Origin of the sequence: Sphingomonas sp. 179-A 2A2 NHS, from assembly GCF_045371305.1 — a bacterium.
GTDB lineage: Bacteria > Pseudomonadota > Alphaproteobacteria > Sphingomonadales > Sphingomonadaceae > Sphingomonas.
The window spans coordinates 304,643-323,761 of sequence record NZ_JBIQDE010000005.1 but is presented as its reverse complement, the minus strand read 5'-3'; the positions used below and the strand labels follow the sequence as shown (position 1 = coordinate 323,761).

At 68.3% G+C, this 19,119-nt stretch carries 19 protein-coding genes; 16 read left to right on the top strand and 3 right to left on the bottom strand.

Translation table 11 applies throughout. The features are described 5' to 3' along the window. Nucleotides 1-123: 123 nt before the first annotated feature. Together ykgO and ACH0AE_RS13470 are read left to right on the top strand one after the other, a co-directional pair. Complete coding sequence (gene ykgO, locus ACH0AE_RS13475) at nucleotides 124-249, top strand: type B 50S ribosomal protein L36 (RefSeq protein ID WP_003046794.1); 126 nt, start codon at nucleotides 124-126, stop codon at nucleotides 247-249. Between the two features lie 17 nt (nucleotides 250-266). Continuing rightward, complete coding sequence (locus ACH0AE_RS13470) at nucleotides 267-881, top strand: HAD family phosphatase (protein ID WP_294442120.1); 615 nt, start codon at nucleotides 267-269, stop codon at nucleotides 879-881. Between the two features lie 36 nt (nucleotides 882-917). Here ACH0AE_RS13470 and pyk read toward each other — a convergent pair whose 3' ends face one another. Beyond that, a complete protein-coding gene (gene pyk / locus ACH0AE_RS13465; protein ID WP_294442121.1) occupies nucleotides 918-2,372 on the bottom strand; it encodes a pyruvate kinase in 1,455 nt (484 codons plus the stop codon). 72 nt (nucleotides 2,373-2,444) lie between these two features. On the opposite strand from pyk, the gene ACH0AE_RS13460 reads away from it, so the two are divergent. The 3 genes from ACH0AE_RS13460 to ACH0AE_RS13450 all read left to right on the top strand — a co-directional run bounded on the left by ACH0AE_RS13460 (nucleotide 2,445) and on the right by ACH0AE_RS13450 (nucleotide 4,644). Beyond that, nucleotides 2,445-2,738, top strand: coding sequence for a DUF1244 domain-containing protein (locus ACH0AE_RS13460; RefSeq protein ID WP_294442122.1), 294 nt, complete (start codon nucleotides 2,445-2,447; stop codon nucleotides 2,736-2,738). Nucleotides 2,739-2,851: 113 nt separating this feature from the next. Next, on the top strand, nucleotides 2,852-4,240 hold the full coding sequence (locus tag ACH0AE_RS13455; protein ID WP_294442123.1) for an amidohydrolase family protein: 1,389 nt from the start codon (nucleotides 2,852-2,854) through the stop codon (nucleotides 4,238-4,240). Between the two features lie 161 nt (nucleotides 4,241-4,401). Next, nucleotides 4,402-4,644, top strand: coding sequence for a DUF2312 domain-containing protein (locus ACH0AE_RS13450; RefSeq protein WP_227771924.1), 243 nt, complete (start codon nucleotides 4,402-4,404; stop codon nucleotides 4,642-4,644). 79 nt (nucleotides 4,645-4,723) lie between these two features. Here ACH0AE_RS13450 and ACH0AE_RS13445 read toward each other — a convergent pair whose 3' ends face one another. Next, nucleotides 4,724-6,187 (bottom strand): ATP-binding protein, encoded by a 1,464-nt coding sequence (locus tag ACH0AE_RS13445; RefSeq protein ID WP_294442124.1) that lies wholly within the window; start codon nucleotides 6,185-6,187, stop codon nucleotides 4,724-4,726. A 94-nt stretch (nucleotides 6,188-6,281) separates the two neighbouring features. Here ACH0AE_RS13445 and ACH0AE_RS13440 point away from each other — a divergent pair, with 94 nt between their 5' ends. The 11 genes from ACH0AE_RS13440 (at nucleotide 6,282) to ftsH (ending at nucleotide 17,780) form a co-directional block, all read left to right on the top strand. After that, entirely contained in the window at nucleotides 6,282-6,818 is a 537-nt protein-coding gene (locus tag ACH0AE_RS13440) for a DUF1003 domain-containing protein (RefSeq protein ID WP_406875796.1), read from the top strand. 47 nt (nucleotides 6,819-6,865) lie between these two features. Continuing rightward, nucleotides 6,866-7,609 (top strand): YebC/PmpR family DNA-binding transcriptional regulator, encoded by a 744-nt coding sequence (locus ACH0AE_RS13435; protein ID WP_294442126.1) that lies wholly within the window; start codon nucleotides 6,866-6,868, stop codon nucleotides 7,607-7,609. Between the two features lie 10 nt (nucleotides 7,610-7,619). Further along, on the top strand, nucleotides 7,620-8,123 hold the full coding sequence (gene ruvC, locus ACH0AE_RS13430; protein ID WP_294442127.1) for a crossover junction endodeoxyribonuclease RuvC: 504 nt from the start codon (nucleotides 7,620-7,622) through the stop codon (nucleotides 8,121-8,123). 78 nt (nucleotides 8,124-8,201) lie between these two features. After that, a complete protein-coding gene (gene ruvA / locus ACH0AE_RS13425) occupies nucleotides 8,202-8,798 on the top strand; it encodes a Holliday junction branch migration protein RuvA (protein WP_294442128.1) in 597 nt (198 codons plus the stop codon). Between the two features lie 72 nt (nucleotides 8,799-8,870). After that, nucleotides 8,871-9,893: a Holliday junction branch migration DNA helicase RuvB gene (gene ruvB, locus ACH0AE_RS13420; RefSeq protein ID WP_294442129.1), complete on the top strand. Its 1,023-nt coding sequence runs from the start codon at nucleotides 8,871-8,873 to the stop codon at nucleotides 9,891-9,893. Nucleotides 9,894-9,947: 54 nt separating this feature from the next. Then, nucleotides 9,948-10,298, top strand: coding sequence for a hypothetical protein (locus tag ACH0AE_RS13415; RefSeq protein WP_406875795.1), 351 nt, complete (start codon nucleotides 9,948-9,950; stop codon nucleotides 10,296-10,298). Between the two features lie 107 nt (nucleotides 10,299-10,405). After that, nucleotides 10,406-12,679 (top strand): phosphoenolpyruvate--protein phosphotransferase, encoded by a 2,274-nt coding sequence (gene ptsP, locus ACH0AE_RS13410; protein ID WP_294442131.1) that lies wholly within the window; start codon nucleotides 10,406-10,408, stop codon nucleotides 12,677-12,679. A 158-nt stretch (nucleotides 12,680-12,837) separates the two neighbouring features. Further along, nucleotides 12,838-13,728 (top strand): helix-turn-helix domain-containing protein, encoded by an 891-nt coding sequence (locus ACH0AE_RS13405; protein ID WP_294442132.1) that lies wholly within the window; start codon nucleotides 12,838-12,840, stop codon nucleotides 13,726-13,728. Nucleotides 13,729-13,794: 66 nt separating this feature from the next. Next, nucleotides 13,795-14,736, top strand: coding sequence for an outer membrane protein assembly factor BamD (locus ACH0AE_RS13400; RefSeq protein WP_294442133.1), 942 nt, complete (start codon nucleotides 13,795-13,797; stop codon nucleotides 14,734-14,736). Nucleotides 14,737-14,740: 4 nt separating this feature from the next. Beyond that, nucleotides 14,741-15,724 carry a tRNA lysidine(34) synthetase TilS gene (gene tilS, locus ACH0AE_RS13395; RefSeq protein WP_294442134.1) on the top strand — a complete coding sequence of 328 codons (984 nt, stop codon included), beginning with the start codon at nucleotides 14,741-14,743 and terminating at the stop codon, nucleotides 15,722-15,724. 85 nt (nucleotides 15,725-15,809) lie between these two features. Beyond that, a complete protein-coding gene (gene ftsH, locus ACH0AE_RS13390) occupies nucleotides 15,810-17,780 on the top strand; it encodes an ATP-dependent zinc metalloprotease FtsH (protein WP_294442135.1) in 1,971 nt (656 codons plus the stop codon). A 176-nt stretch (nucleotides 17,781-17,956) separates the two neighbouring features. Here the strand turns inward: ftsH and ACH0AE_RS13385 are convergent, their stop codons facing one another. Next, a complete protein-coding gene (locus ACH0AE_RS13385) occupies nucleotides 17,957-19,072 on the bottom strand; it encodes a DUF3667 domain-containing protein (protein WP_294442137.1) in 1,116 nt (371 codons plus the stop codon). Between the last annotated feature and the right edge of the window lie 47 nt (nucleotides 19,073-19,119).

Here is a 19,119-nt window from a genome sequence, read left to right as displayed (position 1 = left end):
TCCCCTGTTGTTACGCAACCTCAACGCACGGCGCTGTCGCCCGCTCCGACTTGACTTGCAAGGGGGGTGGCACTAGGCGCGCACGCTTTCCGATCACGCCTATTATAAAGAAGCGAATCCGCCATGAAGATCCGCAACAGCCTGAAGTCGCTCAAGGACCGCCATCGCGACAACCGCGTCATCCGTCGTCGCGGCCGGACCTATGTCATCAACAAGACGAACCGCCGCTTCAAGGCCCGCCAGGGCTGATTCAAGCGGCTGTCGTCATGTCGAGGCCGACTGCCGTCGTCTTCGACATCGGCAACGTCCTGTACGATTGGGACCCGCGGGTCCTCTACCGGCGCCTCATCCCCGATGATGAGGCGCTGGACGCGTTCCTGCGCGACGTGTGCACCAAGGAATGGCATTTCCAGCATGATGCCGGGCGGCCGTTCGCGGAAACGTCGGCGGAGCTGAGCGCGCAATATCCCGAGCATGCGCATCTGATCGCGCAATGGGGGCCGCGCTTTTCCGAACAGATCCCGGGGCCGGTGGCGGGGATGCCCGAACTGGTCGCTGAGCTGGATGACGCGGGGGTGCCGCTCTACGCGATCACCAACTTCTCCGACGAGTTCTTCGCGCCGTTCCGCGCGCAGGAAGCGGCGATGTTCGGCCATTTCCGCGACATCGTGGTATCGGGCGCGGAGCGGCTGGTGAAGCCGCATGCGCCGATCTACGAACTGGCGCTGAAGCGCTTCGACCTGGCGCCGGACGAGGCGCTGTTCGTCGATGATCGGCAGGACAATGTCGACGGCGCGGCGGCCGTCGGCATGCATGCGGTGCTGTTCACGGACGCCGCGACGCTGCGCGCGGACCTCAGGCGCTTCGGGCTGCTCGACTAGCCGCGGCCGGGCGACCCGCGGCCGCCCGGCGCCGGATCAGCCGTAACCCTTCAGTTCGTCACCCACGATGCGCACGACGTGGATCACGTTGGTGGAGCCGGGCGTGCGGAAGGGGACGCCCGCGGTGATGATCACCCGGTCGCCCGGTTCGACGATGCGGTGGCGCAGCGCCATGCGCTTGGCCTTGGCAACCATCTCCTCGAACGAATCGACGTCGCGGGTGTGGACCGCGTGGGTGCCCCACAGGAGGCCCATGCGACGCGCCGTCTCCATCCTGGGCGTCAGCACGAGGAGCGGAACCGAGGGCCGCTCGCGCGCGATGCGCCGCGCGGTGGAGCCCGAGGTGGTGAAGCAGATGATCGCCCGGGCCGAGATGGTGATGGCGATGTTCTTCGCCGCTTCCGCCAGCGCGTCCGCGGTCGTCGGATCGGGGCGGGTGACGGTGAAGCGCACGCGATCGCCGTGCATCGGATCGCGTTCCACCGCCTCGCCGATCGCGTTCATCATCGCGACCGATTCGACCGGCCAATTGCCGGCCGCGCTTTCGGCCGAGAGCATGATCGCGTCCGCGCCGTCGTAGATCGCAGTCGCGACGTCCGACACCTCGGCGCGCGTCGGCGAGGGCGAGGTGATCATCGATTCGAGCATCTGCGTCGCGACCACTACCGGACGACCCTGACGCCGCGCCGTCTCGACGATGCGCTTCTGCAGTGGCGGCACCGATTGCGGCGGGAGTTCGACGCCGAGGTCACCGCGCGCGACCATGACGCCGTCGCACATCTCGACGATTTCCTCGAGCCGCTCGATCGCGGCCGGCTTCTCGATCTTGGCGAGGAGCGCGGCGCGGCCGCCGATGAGCTTGCGCGCCTCGGCGAGATCCTCGGGCCGCTGCACGAAGGAAAGCGCGATCCAGTCGACGCCTTCCTCGATCGCAAAGGCAAGGTCCGAGCGATCCTTGTCGGTCAGCGCCGCCATGGGCACGACGACGTCGGGGACGTTCAGGCCCTTGTTGTTGCTCAAGGGGCCGCCGATCTCGACCCGCGTGACGATGCGATCGGCATCGTGTTCGGTGACGCGCAGCACCAGCTTGCCATCGTCGAGCAGCAGGCGGGCGCCCGGCTCGATCGCCTCGAAGATCTCGCGGTGCGGCAGCTCGACACGGGTCGAATCGCCAAGGTCAGGATTGCGATCGAGCGTGAAGGTGGCGCCCTGCGACAGCACGACGCGGCCATCGACGAAGCGGCCGACGCGGAGCTTGGGCCCCTGCAGATCGGCGAGGATGGTCGTGGGGCGGCCGAACTTCTTTTCCAGCGCGCGAATCGCCTTGATCACGCCCACCTTCGAGGCCTGATCGCCGTGGCTCATGTTGATGCGGAACGCGTCGGCACCCGCCTCGTACAAGTGCGAGATCATTTCCGGCGTGTTGCTTGCCGGGCCCAACGTCGCGAGCACGCGTACCTTGCGGCTGCGGGGGCTGATCGCTCTGGTCATGATATTCGTTCCTCGGCTTTGCCGCGGCCGGCCCTAGCCTCTATCTCCACCGGATCAACCGTGGAGAATGACATGGACCCGATCGACGCGATCGACGACCACGCGGCAGCCGAGGCCTTTCGCCGCCTCGTGCGGCATCTGAGGCACCGGACCGACGCGCAGAATGTCGACTTGATGGGCCTTGCCGGCTTCTGCCGCAACTGCCTGTCGGACTGGATCGGCGAGGCGGGCGACCTGTCCAAGGATCAGGCGCGCGAGGCGATCTACGGCATGCCCTATGCGCAGTGGAAGGCGGAGCATCAGGCGGAGGCGACGCCCGAGCAGTTGCGCCGGATGGAGGAAAGCGTGGCGAAGAACGCCGCCTGAACGCGATTCGCCGGTGTCGGGGCGAGCAGCGCGCTTGTTTCGCCCCTGCACTTTCTTCTAGGCCGCTTGCCGAATGACGCCCCCGCAGCGGGCGGCGCAAACGGGGGGTGGCAATGATTCGAACGATTGCGATGGTAGCCGGCGTGATGGCGGCCGCACCGGCGGCGGCGCAGACCGCAAGCCCGGCAGCAGCACCGGCCGAGGCCGCAGGCGCGACGCCGGTCGCGACGGCACCCGCTGCATCCGTGCCCGCGGCGCAGAAGACCAGCTACATCCATGCCGGCGCGCTGCTCGCCCGCGCGGGCCAGCCGCCGCGCGCCAACAGCACGATCATCGTGCGCGCCGGCAAGATCGCCGAAATCCGCGACGGCTTCGTGGCGCCGGAACCGGGCGCGGAACTGATCGACCTCAAGGACAAGTTCGTCCTGCCGGGCCTGATCGATCTTCACGTCCATCTGCTGGGCATCGGCGGCGATCCGATGCGCGCGCGCCTGACCGCGCTCAACACCGAACAGGCCGACGACCTGCTCTATGGCGCGGGCAATGCGCGTACGACGCTGCGGTCCGGCTTCACCACGGTGCGCGACCTGGGCGGTGATCCGCGCGCGATCCGGGCGCTGCGCGATGCGATCGCGCGCGGCGACGTCGACGGACCGACGATCATCAACGCGGGCGCGCCGATTTCCGTCACCGGCGGGCATGGCGACCCGCTGAACGGCATTGCGGAACCGTTCGCCCATGCGATCGCGCCGACGGTGGAGAATACCTGCGACGGCGTCGACGACTGCGTCCGCGCGACGCGGCGCCAGGTTGGCCTTGGCGCACAGGTGATCAAGATCACCGCGACAGGGGGCGTGCTGTCGAACGTGTCCGGCGGGCTTGGCCGCGCCTTCACGCCCGAGGAGATGAAGGCGATCGTCGACACCGCGCACGGGCTTGGCCGCAAGGTTGCCGCGCACAGCCATGCGGCCGAGGGCACGAAGGCGGCGCTGCTCGCCGGCGTCGACACGATCGAGCATGGCAGCTTCCTCGACGACGAGACGATCGCGCTGCTGCGGCGCACGGGCGCCTATCTGGTGCCGACCGAGATCGCGCCCGTGGCCGCGCTGGCGCAGGCGCGCGCCGGGGCGCTGCCGGCCGCGACCATCCCCAAGGCGGAAGCGGCCGCCGCGGCGATGCAGGAAAGCCATCGCAAGGCCTACAAGGCCGGCGTGCGCTTCGCCTTCGGCACCGACAGCGGTGTTTCCCATCATGGCGAGAACGGGACCGAATTTGCTTTGCTGGTCGACAAGGTGGGGATGAGCCCCACCGAGGCGATCCGCAGCGCGACGCTGACCGCCGCGGAGGTGCTGGGCCAGGGCACCACGATCGGCAGCATCGAGCCGGGGAAGAATGCCGACATCATCGCGGTGGACGCCTCGCCGCTTGGTGACGTGCGCGAACTGGAGCGCGTGCGCTTCGTGATGCGCAATGGCGCCGTCGCCCGCCGCATCGGTGAATAGCGGCTGATCGCATAAGATTTGATCGCGGCGGCGCCTTTCCATAAAGGCCGCCGCCGCAACCGACACGATCAATTGCTCCGCCACTCGCACGTCACCCGCGCGAGGCTGGCGGCGCTTCAATTTCATGGGGATATTCGATGGTCGAGGAACGTGGTGAGGGCATGGGTGGCGGCCAGGTGGCAGCCGAAGAACTGCGCCTGCTGATCGAGCGCGCGGAGCGGCTCGAGGAAGAGAAGAAGGGCATCGCGGACGACATCAAGGACGTGTTCGCCGAGGCGAAGAGCCGCGGATACGACCCGAAGGCGATCAAGAAGATCATGTCGATCCGCAAGAAGAAGCGCGAGGAATATCAGGAAGAGGAAGCGATCCTCGAAACCTACATGCAGGCGCTTGGCATGCTTTGATTCGATGCCGGGGCGGCCCCTTCCCCTGTTCCAACGTGGAAGGGGTGGCCGGTTCGAGGGAATTAGCCGTGCGCGCGCCTCAGGCGGCTTCCGCGGCGGCGGTGGTCCAGCCCAGGCGGGCGATGGTGATCGAGCGCTTCCCCGACAGATCGGTGCGGGTGATGATGAGATCGCGGCTTTCGATATAGGTCATTAGTCGGCGGACGCGGCCGAGCGAGGACGTGCCGTAGGTTCGGGCCAGCGCGGCGTCGCTGGGGCAGGGGGAGCCTTCGCGCGCGGCCTTGGCGACGAGCAGGAACGGGCCGACCATCTCGTCCGGCAAGGCGCCGGCGAGCGCGATCGCCTCCGCCCATTGCGGATCGTGGATGTCGAAGATGCCGGCCCGCGCGCACGACAGGCGGCGGGTAAAATCGCCGAGGTCGACGCCCGAGCGCGAGAGCCCCTGCATGCGGCAGCGGACCTGGAAATCCTGGAACAGCACCGATGCCGGGCGTCCGGCCGATTCGGGATCCTCGACGATCGCCTGCAGCACATTGGCGACGATCGCCAAAATTTCCTCCGGCGTGCGTTCCGGCTCCGACGGGAGCGCTGTGGGCGCGGGGCGGGCCATGTCGGCGATGATCTCGTCCGCCGGTACGCGGCGCGGGCGCGCTTCGAACGCCATCGGCAGCTGGGGCGCGGCCTCCGGCTCCGGTGCGGCGAAGATCAGTTCCTGCAGGTCCGCCGGCGGGGCGGAGGGGAGCGGCGTCAGCTTCGGGCTGCCGCTGCGCGCGCTGGTTTCGACCGCGCCGATCTTCACCGTCAGCGGGCGGCGGCAGACCGCGGGGCCGAGCGCGAGGAAGGTGCCGCGCGGCAGATCGCGGATCGCCTCCGCCTGGCGGCGCTCCATGCCGAGGAGATCGGCGGCGCGGGCCATGTCGATATCGAGGAAGGTGCGGCCCATCAGGAAGTTCGACGCTTCGGCGGCGACGTTCTTGGCGAGCTTCGCCAACCGCTGAGTCGCGATGACGCCGGCGAGGCCGCGCTTGCGGCCGCGGCACATGAGGTTCGTCATCGCAGATAGCGACGCGCGGCGCACGTCCTCGGCCACTTCGCCGCCGGTGGTGGGGGCGAAGAGCTGCGCCTCGTCGACCACGACGAGCGCGGGATACCAGTGTTCGCGCGGGGCATCGAACATCGCCGAGAGGAAGGTGGCGGCGCAGCGCATCTGGCCCTCCGCTTCCAGCCCTTCGAGGCTGAGCACCACGGACGCGCGGTGTTCGCGCAGGCGGCCGGCGATTCGCGCGATCTCGCGTTCCGAATAGTCCGTCGCCTCGACCACGACATGGCCGTAGGCTGGCCCGAGCGTGACGAAATCACCCTCCGGGTCGATCACCACCTGCTGCACCTGGCCGGCCGACCGCTCCAGGAGGCGGCGCAGCAGGTGCGACTTTCCCGAGCCCGAATTGCCCTGAACAAGCAATCGGGTGGCCAGCAATTCCTCAAGGTCGATCAGGACCGGCGCGCCCGAGGCATCGGCGCCCATGTCCACCGCTATCGTCATGGGCGTGCGTTTGGCCGAAACCGGCCAGCAGGGGAAGATGTTTGCGAAAATGCCAGCGCCGCCATAGCGATACGAGGTAGCCGGAGAATGCGCGATGCAGGAGCACAGGGCGGACCTCGACGAGCTGGCGCGGCACCTGCTCGGCAAGCCATCGTCGGCGCTCGACGAGGAGGAACGGCGGGTCCTGTCGGCGATCGCGTCGGGCACGACGGGGGTACGCGATGCGTCCGACGTTGCCGAGGAACAGGCGACATTCGGCGAGCGGCTGGCCGACCGGGTGGCGGCCGTCGGCGGCTCCTGGGGCTTCATCGGCACCTTCACCGTGGTGCTGCTGGGCTGGATGGTGCTGAACAGCAACGTGCTGGGGCGGCTGGGGCTGGTGTTCGACCCCTATCCCTACATCTTCCTCAACCTGATGCTGTCGACGCTGGCGGCGGTGCAGGCACCCGTCATCATGATGAGCCAGAACCGGCAGGCGGCGAAGGACCGGCTGACCGCCGCGCTGGATTACGAGACCAACCTTCGGGCGGAACTGGAAATCCTGCGGCTGCATCGCAAGATGGACGAGGGTGTGATCGCGCGACTGACGCGGATCGAGGCAATGGTGGCGGAAAAAGGCAACGGCGGATGAGCGCAGCGACTTGAGCAGGGCACATATCCGGCGCTAGAGGCGCGCACATGGCAGGTCATTCCAAGTTCAAGAACATCATGCACCGCAAGGGTGCACAGGATAAGAAGCGTTCGGGCATGTTCTCGAAGCTTTCCCGCGAAATCACCGTCGCGGCAAAGATGGGTTTGCCTGATCCGGACATGAATCCACGCCTGCGCGCCGCGGTGAATGCCGCCAAGGCGCAGTCGATGCCCAAGGACAACATCCAGCGCGCGATCGACAAGGCGAGCCGCGGCGACGCGGAGAATTACGAGGAAATCCGCTACGAGGGTTTCGGCCCCGGCGGCGTCAGCCTGATCATCGAGGCGCTGAGCGACAATCGCAACCGCACCGCGACGAACGTGCGCACCGCGGTGAGCAAGAACGGCGGCAACCTCGGCGCGTCCGGCTCCGTCAGCCACGGCTTCGATCGCATGGGCCTGATCAACTATCCGGCGAGCGCGGGCGACGCGGACAAGGTGTTCGAGGCGGCGCTGGAGGCGGGTGCCGAGGACGTGACGTCGAGCGAGGACGGCCACGAGATCTGGACCGCGCAGGGCGATCTCCACGAAGTCGCCAAGGCGTTGGAGCCAGTGCTGGGCGAGGCGGAAAGCGCGAAGCTCGCGTGGCGGCCGCAGACCATGGTGGCGGTGGACGAAAGCGACGCGGCGACCCTGTTCAAGCTGATCGACGCGCTGGACGATGACGACGACGTCCAGCAGGTGTGGGGCAATTACGAAGTCTCCGACGAGGTGATGGCGAAGCTGGGCTGATGGCCCGGCGATGATCATCCTTGGCCTCGATCCGGGTCTTGGCACCACCGGCTGGGGCGTGATCGCGGCCGAGGGCAATCGGTTGCGGCATCTCGCCAACGGGCAGATTCGCACCGATCCGTCGATGCCGCTGCCGCGGCGGCTGGCCAACCTCTACAATGCGCTGATCGACGTGATCCGGGCGGAGCGGCCCGATGGCGCGGCGGTGGAAGAGGTGCTGGGCAATACCAATGCCCAGTCGACGCTGAAGCTGGGCCAGGCGCGGGGCGTGGTGCTGCTGGCCGCGGCTGGCGCCGGGCTCACCATCGGCGAATATCATCCCTCCACGGTGAAGAAGGCGGTGGTGGGTACCGGCGGCGCGGAGAAACGGCAGATCCAGGCGATGATGGGCGTGCTGCTGCCGGGCGCGAAGCTTGCCGGGCCTGACGCGGCGGACGCGCTGGCGGTGGCGATCTGCCACGCGCATCACCAGGCGAGCGCGGCGGGGATGATGCGGCGGGCGCGGCACGACTGAGGCGATGGCCCGCCCGCGCGGGTGTTGGCCGCCACTGGCGGACCCGCTATTGCCCCGATCCATGACGGACAGCAGCCGGTGATCGCCTATCTAAAGGGCGTGCTCCACAGCACGACCGCCGACCATGCGGTGATCGAGGTGGGCGGGATCGGCTATTTCGTCGGTGCCTCGTCGCGCACGCTCGCGGCGCTCGGCCCCGTCGGCGAGGCAGTGATGGTGCATACCGAGATGCTCGTCGGCGAGGATTTCCAGCGGCTGGTTGGCTTTGCCAGTGCGGACGAGCGCGACTGGTTCCGCCTGCTGACCGGCGTTCAGGGCGTTGGCGCGCGGGTCGCGCTGGCGATCCTGTCCGCACTGGAGCCGGCCGAGCTCAACCGCGCGGTCGCGGCGCAGGACAAGGCGATGGTGGCGCGCGCCAATGGCGTCGGCCCGAAGCTTGCCGAGCGGATCGTGCGCGAGCTGAAGGACAAGGCCGGCGGGATCACGCTGGGCCCTGCGGCGGCCGCGCAGGTGGCGCCGGTGGGCGCGAGCGGAGACGCGGTATCGGCGTTGCTCAACCTGGGTTTCCGCCCGGCGGAGGCGAGCGCGGCGGTGGCGGCGGCGGAGGACGAGCTTGGTGTCGGCGCGACGCTGGACGCACTTGTCCGCCTCGCCCTGCGCAAGGCGGCGAAGTGAGCGGGGTGCGCTGCGCCAGGGTGATGACAAGCGGCGCTGGCGTGCCGGCGAAACTGCGGTATCGAGCCGGCAATGAGTGACGAGGATCGCCTGATCACGCCGGCGCGCCGGGCCGAGGACGCCGATGCGGCGCTGCGCCCCAAGCGGCTGGACGAATTCGTCGGCCAGGCCGCGGCGCGCGACAATCTGCGCGTGTTCATCGAGGCGGCGCGATCGCGTGGCGATGCGCTGGACCATGTGCTGTTCTTCGGCCCGCCGGGCCTGGGCAAGACGACGCTGGCGCAGATCGTGGCGCGCGAGATGGGCGTCGGCTTCCGCGCGACATCGGGCCCGGTGATCGCCAAGTCGGGCGACCTGGCGGCGCTGCTCACCAACCTCGAGGATGGCGACGTCCTGTTCATCGACGAGATCCACCGGCTGCAGCCGGCGGTCGAGGAAGTGCTGTACCCGGCGATGGAGGATCGCGCGCTGGACCTCATGATCGGCGAGGGGCCGTCGGCGCGCAGCGTGCGGATCGACCTGCCGCGCTTCACCCTGGTCGGCGCGACGACGCGGCAGGGGCTGTTGACGACGCCGCTGCGCGACCGGTTCGGCATCCCGATCCGGCTGCAATTCTATACGGTGGAGGAGCTGACCCGCGTCGTGACGCGTGCCGCGTCGATGCTCGACCTGCACATTGCGCCTGATGGAGCGGCGGAAGTGGCGCGCCGCTCGCGGGGCACGCCGCGCATTGCCGGACGGCTGCTGCGCCGGGTGCGCGACTTCGCCAATGTTGCCGGCGTCATCGAGGTGGATGCCGTGGCGGCGGACCGGGCGCTCAACCGCCTGGAAGTCGACAAGCTTGGCCTTGATGCGATGGACCGGCGCTATCTGACGATGATCGCGGATATCTATCGCGGCGGCCCGGTGGGCGTGGAGACGCTGGCGGCGGGGCTTTCCGAGCCGCGTGACACGATCGAGGAAGTGATCGAGCCCTATCTGATCCAGCTCGGCCTCGTCGCGCGGACGGCGCGCGGACGCGTGCTGAATGCCGGCGGATGGAAGCACCTAGGGCTCGATCCGCCGAGCGGAAGCCAGGATGGACTGTTCGATTGAGCGGGAGCCGCTGTCGGCCAGCGGCGTTCATTCATTTCTAGCAAGAGGATGACGATGTCTCACACGCCGCCCGTACCCCCCGGTAACCAGTCCCCCTTCCCGATCCAGGAACCGCCGCACGCGCCGACCGAATCGGAAATCCCGGTCGCCGCTGCACCCGAGGCAACGGGACCTGAGAATAGCGGGCCTGAGAAGACGGGAGAGCCCGAAGCGCTGGTGAAGACGGCGGCCAAAACGTCGCAGCCATCGGACGATGCCGAGGGCTGGTCGCTCGGCCGGATCGTGGGTGCGGCTGCCGGCGTCGGTGCGGTAGCGATCGGGGTTGCCGCAGTGCTGTTCCCGCGCGAGGCACCGGCCAAGGACAAGCCCAAGCCGAAGCCGAAGGCCAAGAAGCAGGCCAAGTGACATGATGCTGAGCGCCGCCGGAACCTCGCAAGTGCGCGGTTTTTCCGGCGGTGCAGCAAACAAATGTTGCGTGGCACCCATGGCACCCGCCTGCTAGCCAAGCGCCCATGCCGCTTTCCGCCGCCGCCTCCGCCCGCGAGATCCTGGTCAATCTGCATGACGTGATGGCCGCGCGTACCAATGCGCAGGCCAAGCTGAACCAGGTCGTCGACATCATCGGCGAGGCGCTGGATAGCGAAGTCTGCTCGATCTACCTCCTGCGCGAAGGGGTGCTGGAGCTGTTCGCGACGCGCGGGCTGGACCCGGCGGCGGTGCACGTCACGAAGCTGGCGCTGGGCGAAGGCCTGGTCGGGACGATCGCGGAAACGGGCGAGGTGCTGAACCTCGACCAGGCGGCGAGCCACCCCGATTTCGCCTACAAGCCTGAAACGGGCGAGGATCGATTCCACAGTTTTGCCGGCGTGCCGATCATCCGGCGTGAGCGTTCGGTCGGCGTGCTCGCAGTGCAGCATGCCGAGCCGCGCCGCTACGCCGATGTCGAGATAGAGGCGCTGCAGACCGTCGCCATGGTGCTGAGCGAGCTGATCGCCAATGCCGGCCTCATCGACCAGGGTGGTCCGAAGGATCGGCCGCAGCAGTCGACCGCGACGGTGCGGCTGCCCGGCCAGAAGCTCGTCGACGGGATGGCCGCCGGATACGCGGTGTTCCACCAGCCGCGGATCGTGATCGAGCATACCGTGGCGGAGGACACCGAGGCGGAGCGCCACCGCGTCTATGCCGCGTTCGACAAGATGCGCGAGCAGATCGACCGCATGACGCGCGAGGCCGAGTTCGGCGTCGGCGGCGAGCATGAGGAGGTGCTCGAGACGTACAAGATGTTCGCCTATGACGAGGGCTGGTCACGGCGGATCAACGAGGCGATCGACAGCGGGCTGACCGCGGAGGCGGCGATCGAGCGCGTGCAGCAGCGCACGCGTCAGCGGATGCGGCAGATCGACGACCCGTTGCTCGCCGACCGGATGCACGACCTGGAGGATCTGTCGAACCGCCTGCTGCGGATAGTTTCGGGTCAGATGGGCACGGCGGCGCAGATGGGCCTTCGCCAGGACACGATCCTGATCGCGCGAAACCTGGGGCCGGCGGAACTGCTGGAATACGATCGCCGGCGGCTGAAGGGCGTGATCCTGGAGGAAGGATCGCTGACCGCGCACGTCACCATTGTGGCGCGCGCGATGGGCGTGCCCGTGCTTGGCCGGGTGCGGGACGTGCGCCGGGTGATCGTGGAAGGCGACCTGCTGCTGCTGGACGTTGGCGAGGGATCGGTGCTCGTTCGCCCGTCGACGGCGATGGAGGAAGCGTTCGAGGCCAAGCTGGCGCTGCGCCAGAAGCGCCGCGCTGCTTATGCCGCGCTGCGCGATGTGGCACCCGAGACGAAGGACGGCCATCGCATCCGCGTGATGGTGAATGCGGGCCTGCGCGATGACGTCGCAGCGCTGGACGTGACCGGCGCCGACGGGATCGGGCTGTTCCGCACCGAGTTCCAGTTCTTGGTCAGCGCGACGCTGCCGCAGCGCGAGCGCCAGCAGCGGTTGTACCGCGAGGTGCTGGACGTGGCCGGCGACCGGCCGGTGATCTTCCGCACTGTCGATATTGGCGGGGACAAGGCGCTGCCGTACCTGACGCAGGACCATGCCGACGAGGAAAACCCGGCGATGGGTTGGCGCGCGCTGCGGTTGGCGCTGGAGCGCAACGGTCTGATGAAGGCGCAGGCGCGCGCGCTGCTGGAAGCGGCGGCGGGGCGGACGCTGAACGTCATGTTCCCGATGGTCAGCGAGGCTTGGGAATTCGCCGAGGCTCGCGCCTTGTTCGAGAAGCAGCGCGAGTGGATCGCCTCACGCAACCGCCGCCTGCCGCTGGAGGTGCGTTATGGCGCGATGCTGGAGGTGCCGAGCCTTGCCTATCAACTGGACCTCTTGCTGCCGCAGGTGGATTTCCTGTCGATCGGCACCAACGACCTGACGCAGTTCCTGTTTGCGGCGGATCGCGCCAATCCGAAGCTCGCCGAGCGGTACGACTGGCTTTCCGCCTCGATCCTGCGCTTCCTGGCGCGCGTGATCGAACCGTGTCGTGCGGCAGGCGTGCCGCTCGCCGTATGCGGCGAGATGGGTGGGCGGCCGCTGGAGGCGCTGGCGCTGATCGGCATCGGCATCGAGCGCCTCTCCATCACGCCTGCCGCGGTTGGCCCGATCAAGGCGATGATCCGGTCGCTCGATCGCGCCGCCATCACCGCGGAGATGACGCGCCTGCTGGCGGACCCGCCACGCGACATGCGCGGCGCCTTGTCGCACTGGGCCGAGGCGCAAGGTGTTGAACTGGGCTGAGTTGCCCCGTCGGGCTATCCTGCCGGGCCGAAGTCACGCCGAATTGCGGTGAACCGTCAAACGAAAGCGGTGTGGCTCGATTGACACAGGTAGCCTGCTCTGTGACACGTGCGGGGGCAAGGGTGGACAGGGTCGATCCGCCCGGAGCGGAGATCTGAATGACTGAGGCCGAGCGCGGCGAGAAGGCGACGCTCTTTCCCCAACCCGTCGGCGAGAGGCTGCGCGAGGCTCGCGAGCGGCTTGGCATGTCCTTGTCCGAAATCGCGGCACGCACGCGCGTGCCGCTGCGGCACCTCGAGGCGATCGAGGCATCCAATTACGGGGCGCTGCCGTCTTCCACCTACGCCGTCGGCTTCGTCCGGGCCTATGCCCGCGCGGTCGGCGAAGACGAGGTGGCGCTGGCGCGGGACGTGCGCGTCGAAGCGATGAACGCGCCGCGCGAGAAGCCGCGCTACGAACCGTATGAAGTCGCCGATCCGACGCGCGTGCCGAGCCGCGGGCTGGTGATTGCGGCTGCCGGCGTCGCGCTGGCGATCGTCGTGCTGGCGGTTCTTTGGTTCGCGACCGGGCTGATGCGCGGCGGCGATGCGGATGCGCCCGCGGGCGCGCCCTCCGTCGCAGTCGCGGTGCCGGCAGCGCAGCCATCCACCGCGCCGAGCCCGGCGAGCGGTGGCCAGGTCGCGCTGGTGGCGACCGACGAGGTGTGGCTGCGCGTCTACGACAAGGCGGACAAGACGCTGTTCACCGGCACGCTGAAGAAGGGCGAGCGGTTCGACGTACCGCCGGATGCGGACGCACCGATGATCAACGTCGGCCGGCCGGACAAGCTGCAGGTGACGCTGAACGGATCGGTGCTGCCGCCGCTCGGCACGGGCGAGCGCCCGATCAAGAACGTGCCGGTGGGTGCGGCGGCGCTGCTCGCCAAGTCGAACGGCCAGGCCGAGACGGCGAGCGCCGCTATGGCGCCGGCCGCGGTGCCGGTGCGCCGCACCGACACGGCCGTGCCGCCGGCATTTGCGGGATCGGGCAGTGATCCCGCGCAACCTTAAGCCTGGAGACAGGATCGCGAAGCTAGCTATAGCGCGCTGGCAAGATCATGCCGGGGGGTGTCGTTGATGCGTAAGTTCCTGATCGCCGTCACGCTGGCTGGGTGCGCGACGCCGGCATTCGCCCAGTCGGGGCTGGAAGGCCGGGTGGGCAAGCTCGAGAGCGAGATGCGCGCGGTGCAGCGCAAGGTGTTCCCGGGCGGCGCAGGCGCGTATCTCGAGCCGCAGGTACGCCCGACCGAGACGCCGCGCGAGGTGATCGGCGCGCCCTCGTCGAGCGCGGTCGACGATTTGACGCAGCGCGTGTCATCGCTGGAATCGCAGATCGCTTCGATGACCGGGCAGATCGAGCAGGCGCAGTTCCGGCTGCGGCAGCTGGAAGAGCAGTTCAACGCCTACAAGCAATCCACCGACGCGCGGCTGAGCAGCGGTGCGCCCGTGCCGATGGGTGGCGGCGTCGAAATGACAGGCCCCGTCGTGCCGCCGCCACCGCGCGCGACCGGCACCACGCCGGCGCGCCCCGGCATTCGCCCGCCAGGGAGCCTTGAGGCGCAGCTCGGCGAAACGACGCCCGCCGCGCGCCCGGCAGCAGCGGGCGGGATCGAGAAGCCCTCGACCGGCCAGCCGGACGAGGACGAATATATCTACGGCTACCGTCTGTGGGCGGCGAAGCGCTACGCCGAGGCGGCGGAGCAGCTGAAGAAGGTGGTGGCGACTTACCCGCGGTCGCGCCGCGCGAGCTACGCACAGAACCTGCTTGGCCGCTCATATCTCGACGACGGCAAGCCAAGCCTCGCCTCGATCGCCTTCTACGACAATTACAAGAAATATCCGGATGGCGAGCGTGCGCCCGAGAGCCTCTATTTCCTCGGCCAGGCGCTCTTGAAGCTCAACAAGCCGGCGGATGCGTGCAAGGTCTATGGCGAACTGAGCGATGTCTATGGCGACAAGATCGGCCAGGGCATGAAGGACAATGTCGCGCGCGCCCGCACCTCCGCAAAGTGCAAGTGAGCGGGTGGCCGACCCGGCCGATGTCGAGCGTTTCCGCACCGATCTGATCGCCCTTACCGGCGAGGCGCCGAGCTTCGCGCGGCCGATTGGCGTCGCCGTATCTGGAGGCCCGGACAGCATGGCGCTGCTGGTGCTGGCGGCGCGCGCCTTTCCGCAGGCCTGTATCGCGGCAACGGTGGATCATGGGCTGCGCGAGAGTGCGGCGAGCGAAGCGCGGATGGTGGCGGGGCAGGCCGAAGCGCTCGGCGTGCCGCATACGACGCTGACCGTTGCGACACCGATCACTGGCGCGAGCATGCAGGGGCAGGCACGCCGCGCGCGCTACCAGCTGCTGGCCGGTTGGGCGGAGGAGATGAAGGCGCTGGCGGTGGCGACCGCCCATCATGCCGACGATCAGGCCGAAACCTTTTTGATGCGCGCCGGGCGTGCCTCCGGCATCACCGGGCTTGCGGCGATCCGGCCGCGAGCGACGGTGGCGGGGGCCACGCTGGTGCGGCCGCTGCTCGGCTGGCGGCGCGCGGCGCTGCGCGCGATCGTGCGGCGCGAGGGCGTGTCGTTCGTCGACGACCCGTCGAACGCCGATCCGCGACATGACCGTACGCGCTACCGCCGCCTGCTCGACCAGAACGAGTGGCTCGATCCGCCGGCGCTGGCGCGCACGGCGGCCTGGGTGGGCGAGGCGGAGCGCGACCTGGCGGCGATCGGCGCGCTGATGTGGCGTGAGCGGGCACAGGTGACCGAGGGGAACGTGACGTTTGTGCCCGATGACCTGCCGCGTGACACGCTGCGGCGGATGGCGCGGCGGGCGATCACGACCGTGCGCGAGCACCACGGAATCACCACCCCCCCGTTCGAGGCGGGCGCCAATATCGAGCCGCTGCTCGATTCGCTGCTGATGGGCAAAAGAGCGACTCACGCAGAGGTGATCGCGGCGGCGCGCAAGACCGGCTGGCACTTCCGCCCCGCCCCGCCGCGTCGATCACTCTGACCGGGGAAATGGCGCGGAAATCCGCGCTCCGTTCCATTGCCATTAACATCGCGCAGCCTACATTGCAGGCGTTGAAAGGTAACGCATGAACGACAACGACAAGCAGTCTGGCGGCGACAACGGCGGCAATGGCCCCAACCCCTGGATGAAGAGCCTGCTCATCTGGGTGGGCATCCTGCTGTCGCTGGCAATCGTGGTCACGATGTTCGACGGCCGCACTGCGGCTGGCGGCGGCACGTCGATCGCCTATTCGCAGTTCCTCGACAAGGTCGATGAAGGCACCGTCAAGGACGTCACGATCTCGCGCGAGCAGATCAGCGGCACCCTTTCGAGCGGCGAGAAGTTCCGCACCGATCCGGTGAGCGATCCGCAGCTTACCGACCGCCTGCGCAAGGCGGGCGTCGAGATTTCGGGTAAGCGCGACGATGGCCCGTCGATCTGGATGGTGCTGCTGTACCAGTCGCTGCCGTTCCTCCTGTTCCTGGGCATCGCTTTCTTCGTGGTGCGCCAGATGCAGAAGGGTGGCGGCGCAGGCGGCGCGATGGGCTTTGGCAAGAGCCGCGCGAAGATGCTGACGCAGAAGGAAGGCAAGGTCACCTTTGCCGACGTCGCGGGCATCGACGAGGCGCGCGAGGAGCTGGAGGAAATCGTCGAGTTTCTGAAGGACCCGTCGAAGTTCGCCCGTCTTGGCGGCAAGATCCCGAAGGGCGCGCTGCTGGTCGGCTCGCCCGGTACCGGCAAGACGCTGCTTGCCCGCGCGATCGCGGGTGAGGCGGGCGTGCCGTTCTTCACCATCTCGGGCTCGGACTTCGTCGAGATGTTCGTCGGCGTCGGTGCCAGCCGCGTGCGCGACATGTTCGAACAGGCCAAGAAGAGCGCGCCATGCATCGTCTTCATCGACGAAATCGACGCGGTCGGCCGTCATCGCGGTGCCGGCCTCGGCAATGGCAATGACGAGCGCGAGCAGACGCTGAACCAGCTTCTGGTGGAGATGGACGGCTTCGAGGCGAACGAAGGCATCATCATCATCGCGGCGACCAACCGCCCCGACGTGCTTGACCCCGCGCTGCTGCGCCCGGGCCGCTTCGACCGCCAGGTCGTGGTGCCGCGCCCGGACATCGAGGGCCGCGTGAAGATCCTCGAAGTGCACATGAAGAAGGTGCCGCTGGCGCCGGACGTCGACAGCCGCACCATCGCGCGTGGCACGCCGGGCTTCTCGGGCGCGGATCTCGCCAACCTCGTCAACGAGGCGGCGCTGACGGCGGCGCGCAAGGGCAAGCGCCTGGTTGCCATGGCCGAGTTCGAAGAGGCCAAGGACAAGGTCATGATGGGTGCCGAGCGGCGCTCCATGGTGATGACCGAGGACGAGAAGCGCATGACCGCCTATCACGAGGCGGGCCACGCGATCGTTGCGCTGCACGAGCCGGCGTCCGACCCGATCCACAAGGCGACGATCATCCCGCGCGGCCGCGCGCTGGGCATGGTGATGCGCCTGCCGGAACGCGACAGCTACAGCTACCATCGCGACAAGATGTACGCGAACCTGGCGGTGGCGATGGGCGGCCGCGTCGCGGAAGAAATCATCTTCGGGTACGACAAGGTTTCGTCGGGCGCGTCTGGTGACATCCAATATGCCACGGGTCTCGCACGCGACATGGTTACCAAGTGGGGCATGTCGGACAAGGTCGGCCCGGTCGACTATGCACAGCCCGAGGGCGAGAGCTTCCTAGGCTATTCGTCCTCGCAGCCGACGCACATGTCGAACGAGACGGCGCAGCTGATCGATCATGAGATTAAGACGATCGTCGAGGGCGGGCTGTCACGCGCGAAGACGGTGCTGACCGAGAACATCGACCAGCTTCACCTGCTGGCCGGCGCGCTGCTCGAGTATGAGACGCTGTCGGGCGACGAGATCAAGAAGCTGATCGCGGGCGAGAATATCGGCCGCATCGATCAGGGGCCGAAGAAGGCCGCGATCCCGTCGGTCGGCACGTCGATCCCCAAGACGCACCGCCCGCAGGGGCCGTTCGGCAACCCGTCTCCGGCGGGCGCCTGACGCGCCGCCGGGCCGCGCCGGTGTGGCGCGGGCCTGGTGAGCTAGAGAATAAATGGCGGATGCCGTGCGATGGCTCGGCATCCGCTTTTTTGTGCCCGTAGCGGGCCGGCGTGAGTGTGACTGAGGGAGAAGCGGGACCCCGGCTCAAGGCCGGGGTGACGTGTACCAGCCGCCCGTCAGGCGAGGCCGAGGTAGAGGAGCAGCAGCGCGAAGGACGGGACGACGCCGCCGACGATGAGCATCACGAGCAAGGTGGTGCGCACCAGCGCGCCGGTGCGGCCGAGGCGATACGCGCCCTTCATCTGCTTGTAGATGTGGAAGGGCGGGATCAGCACTGCGGCGGTAAACAGGATGCCGGGCGAGACGCCGAGCGTGCCGAGGATCGCCAGTGCGATCGTCAGCAGCGACATGAAGGTGAGCGAATAGGTGGTGAACACCGCGTGATCATACAGGCCGAAGCGGCGGCTGAAGGGGAACAGGAGCCACAGGAACGGGATCGACAGCGGGATCAGTGCCCAGCTGAACTTATAGGCCGAGGTCTTGAGCTTGTAGAGCAGCAGCGTCGGGTTCTCGCGCGCGTGGCGAACCTTGGCCTGCAGCCAGTTGTCGCCGTCCGCGGCGGGCGCACCTTCAACGTCGAAGGTGGTGGCGAGCGGCAAGATCCGTTCGGCCTCCGCCAGCTGGCGCCGCGATTCGGTGGCCTTAGCGAGCCGCTGTTCGAGCCGGGCGATATCCTCGGCATCGGGGCTGGCGGCGGCGCGCTCCCGACCAAGGGACTTCGTGATCTTCGCCACTTCGGCATCGGCGCGGGTGCGCTCCTGCGTCAGCTTGGCGCGCGCATCGGCAATGCCGCCGTTCAGGCCCGGCTTCAGGAAGTCGGGCCCGCCAAAGCTCCAGCCCGGCAGGTTCGCCACAATGGCGAACATCAGGAAGACGGTGAACAGGAACATCGCGAGCGGCGAGACGAAGCGCGCGCGTTCGCCGTCGACGTAGCGGCGGGTAAGCTCGCCCGGCCGCCGGATGAGCATCGGCAGCGTGTGCCAGGCCTTGCCCTCGAAGTGGAACACGCCGTGGGCGATATCATGGAGGATCGCGCCGGCGGTGCGGTGCACGTGCGCCGACTGGCCGCAATTGTGGCAGTGCGCGCCGATCAGGCCGGTGCCGCAGTTGAGACAATTGGCAGGATGAGCGTGCGTGTCCGCGGAAGATAACGCACCAGCGTGCGGCTCCACGGCGCGGCCGATCAGCCCGCCGGTCACGATATCAACCCCTGCTTCAAACCCGTCGGCCATGCCCCCGCCTCCGCCTGCTCTGCCTTCATAAGGGCGGGCAGGGGCAA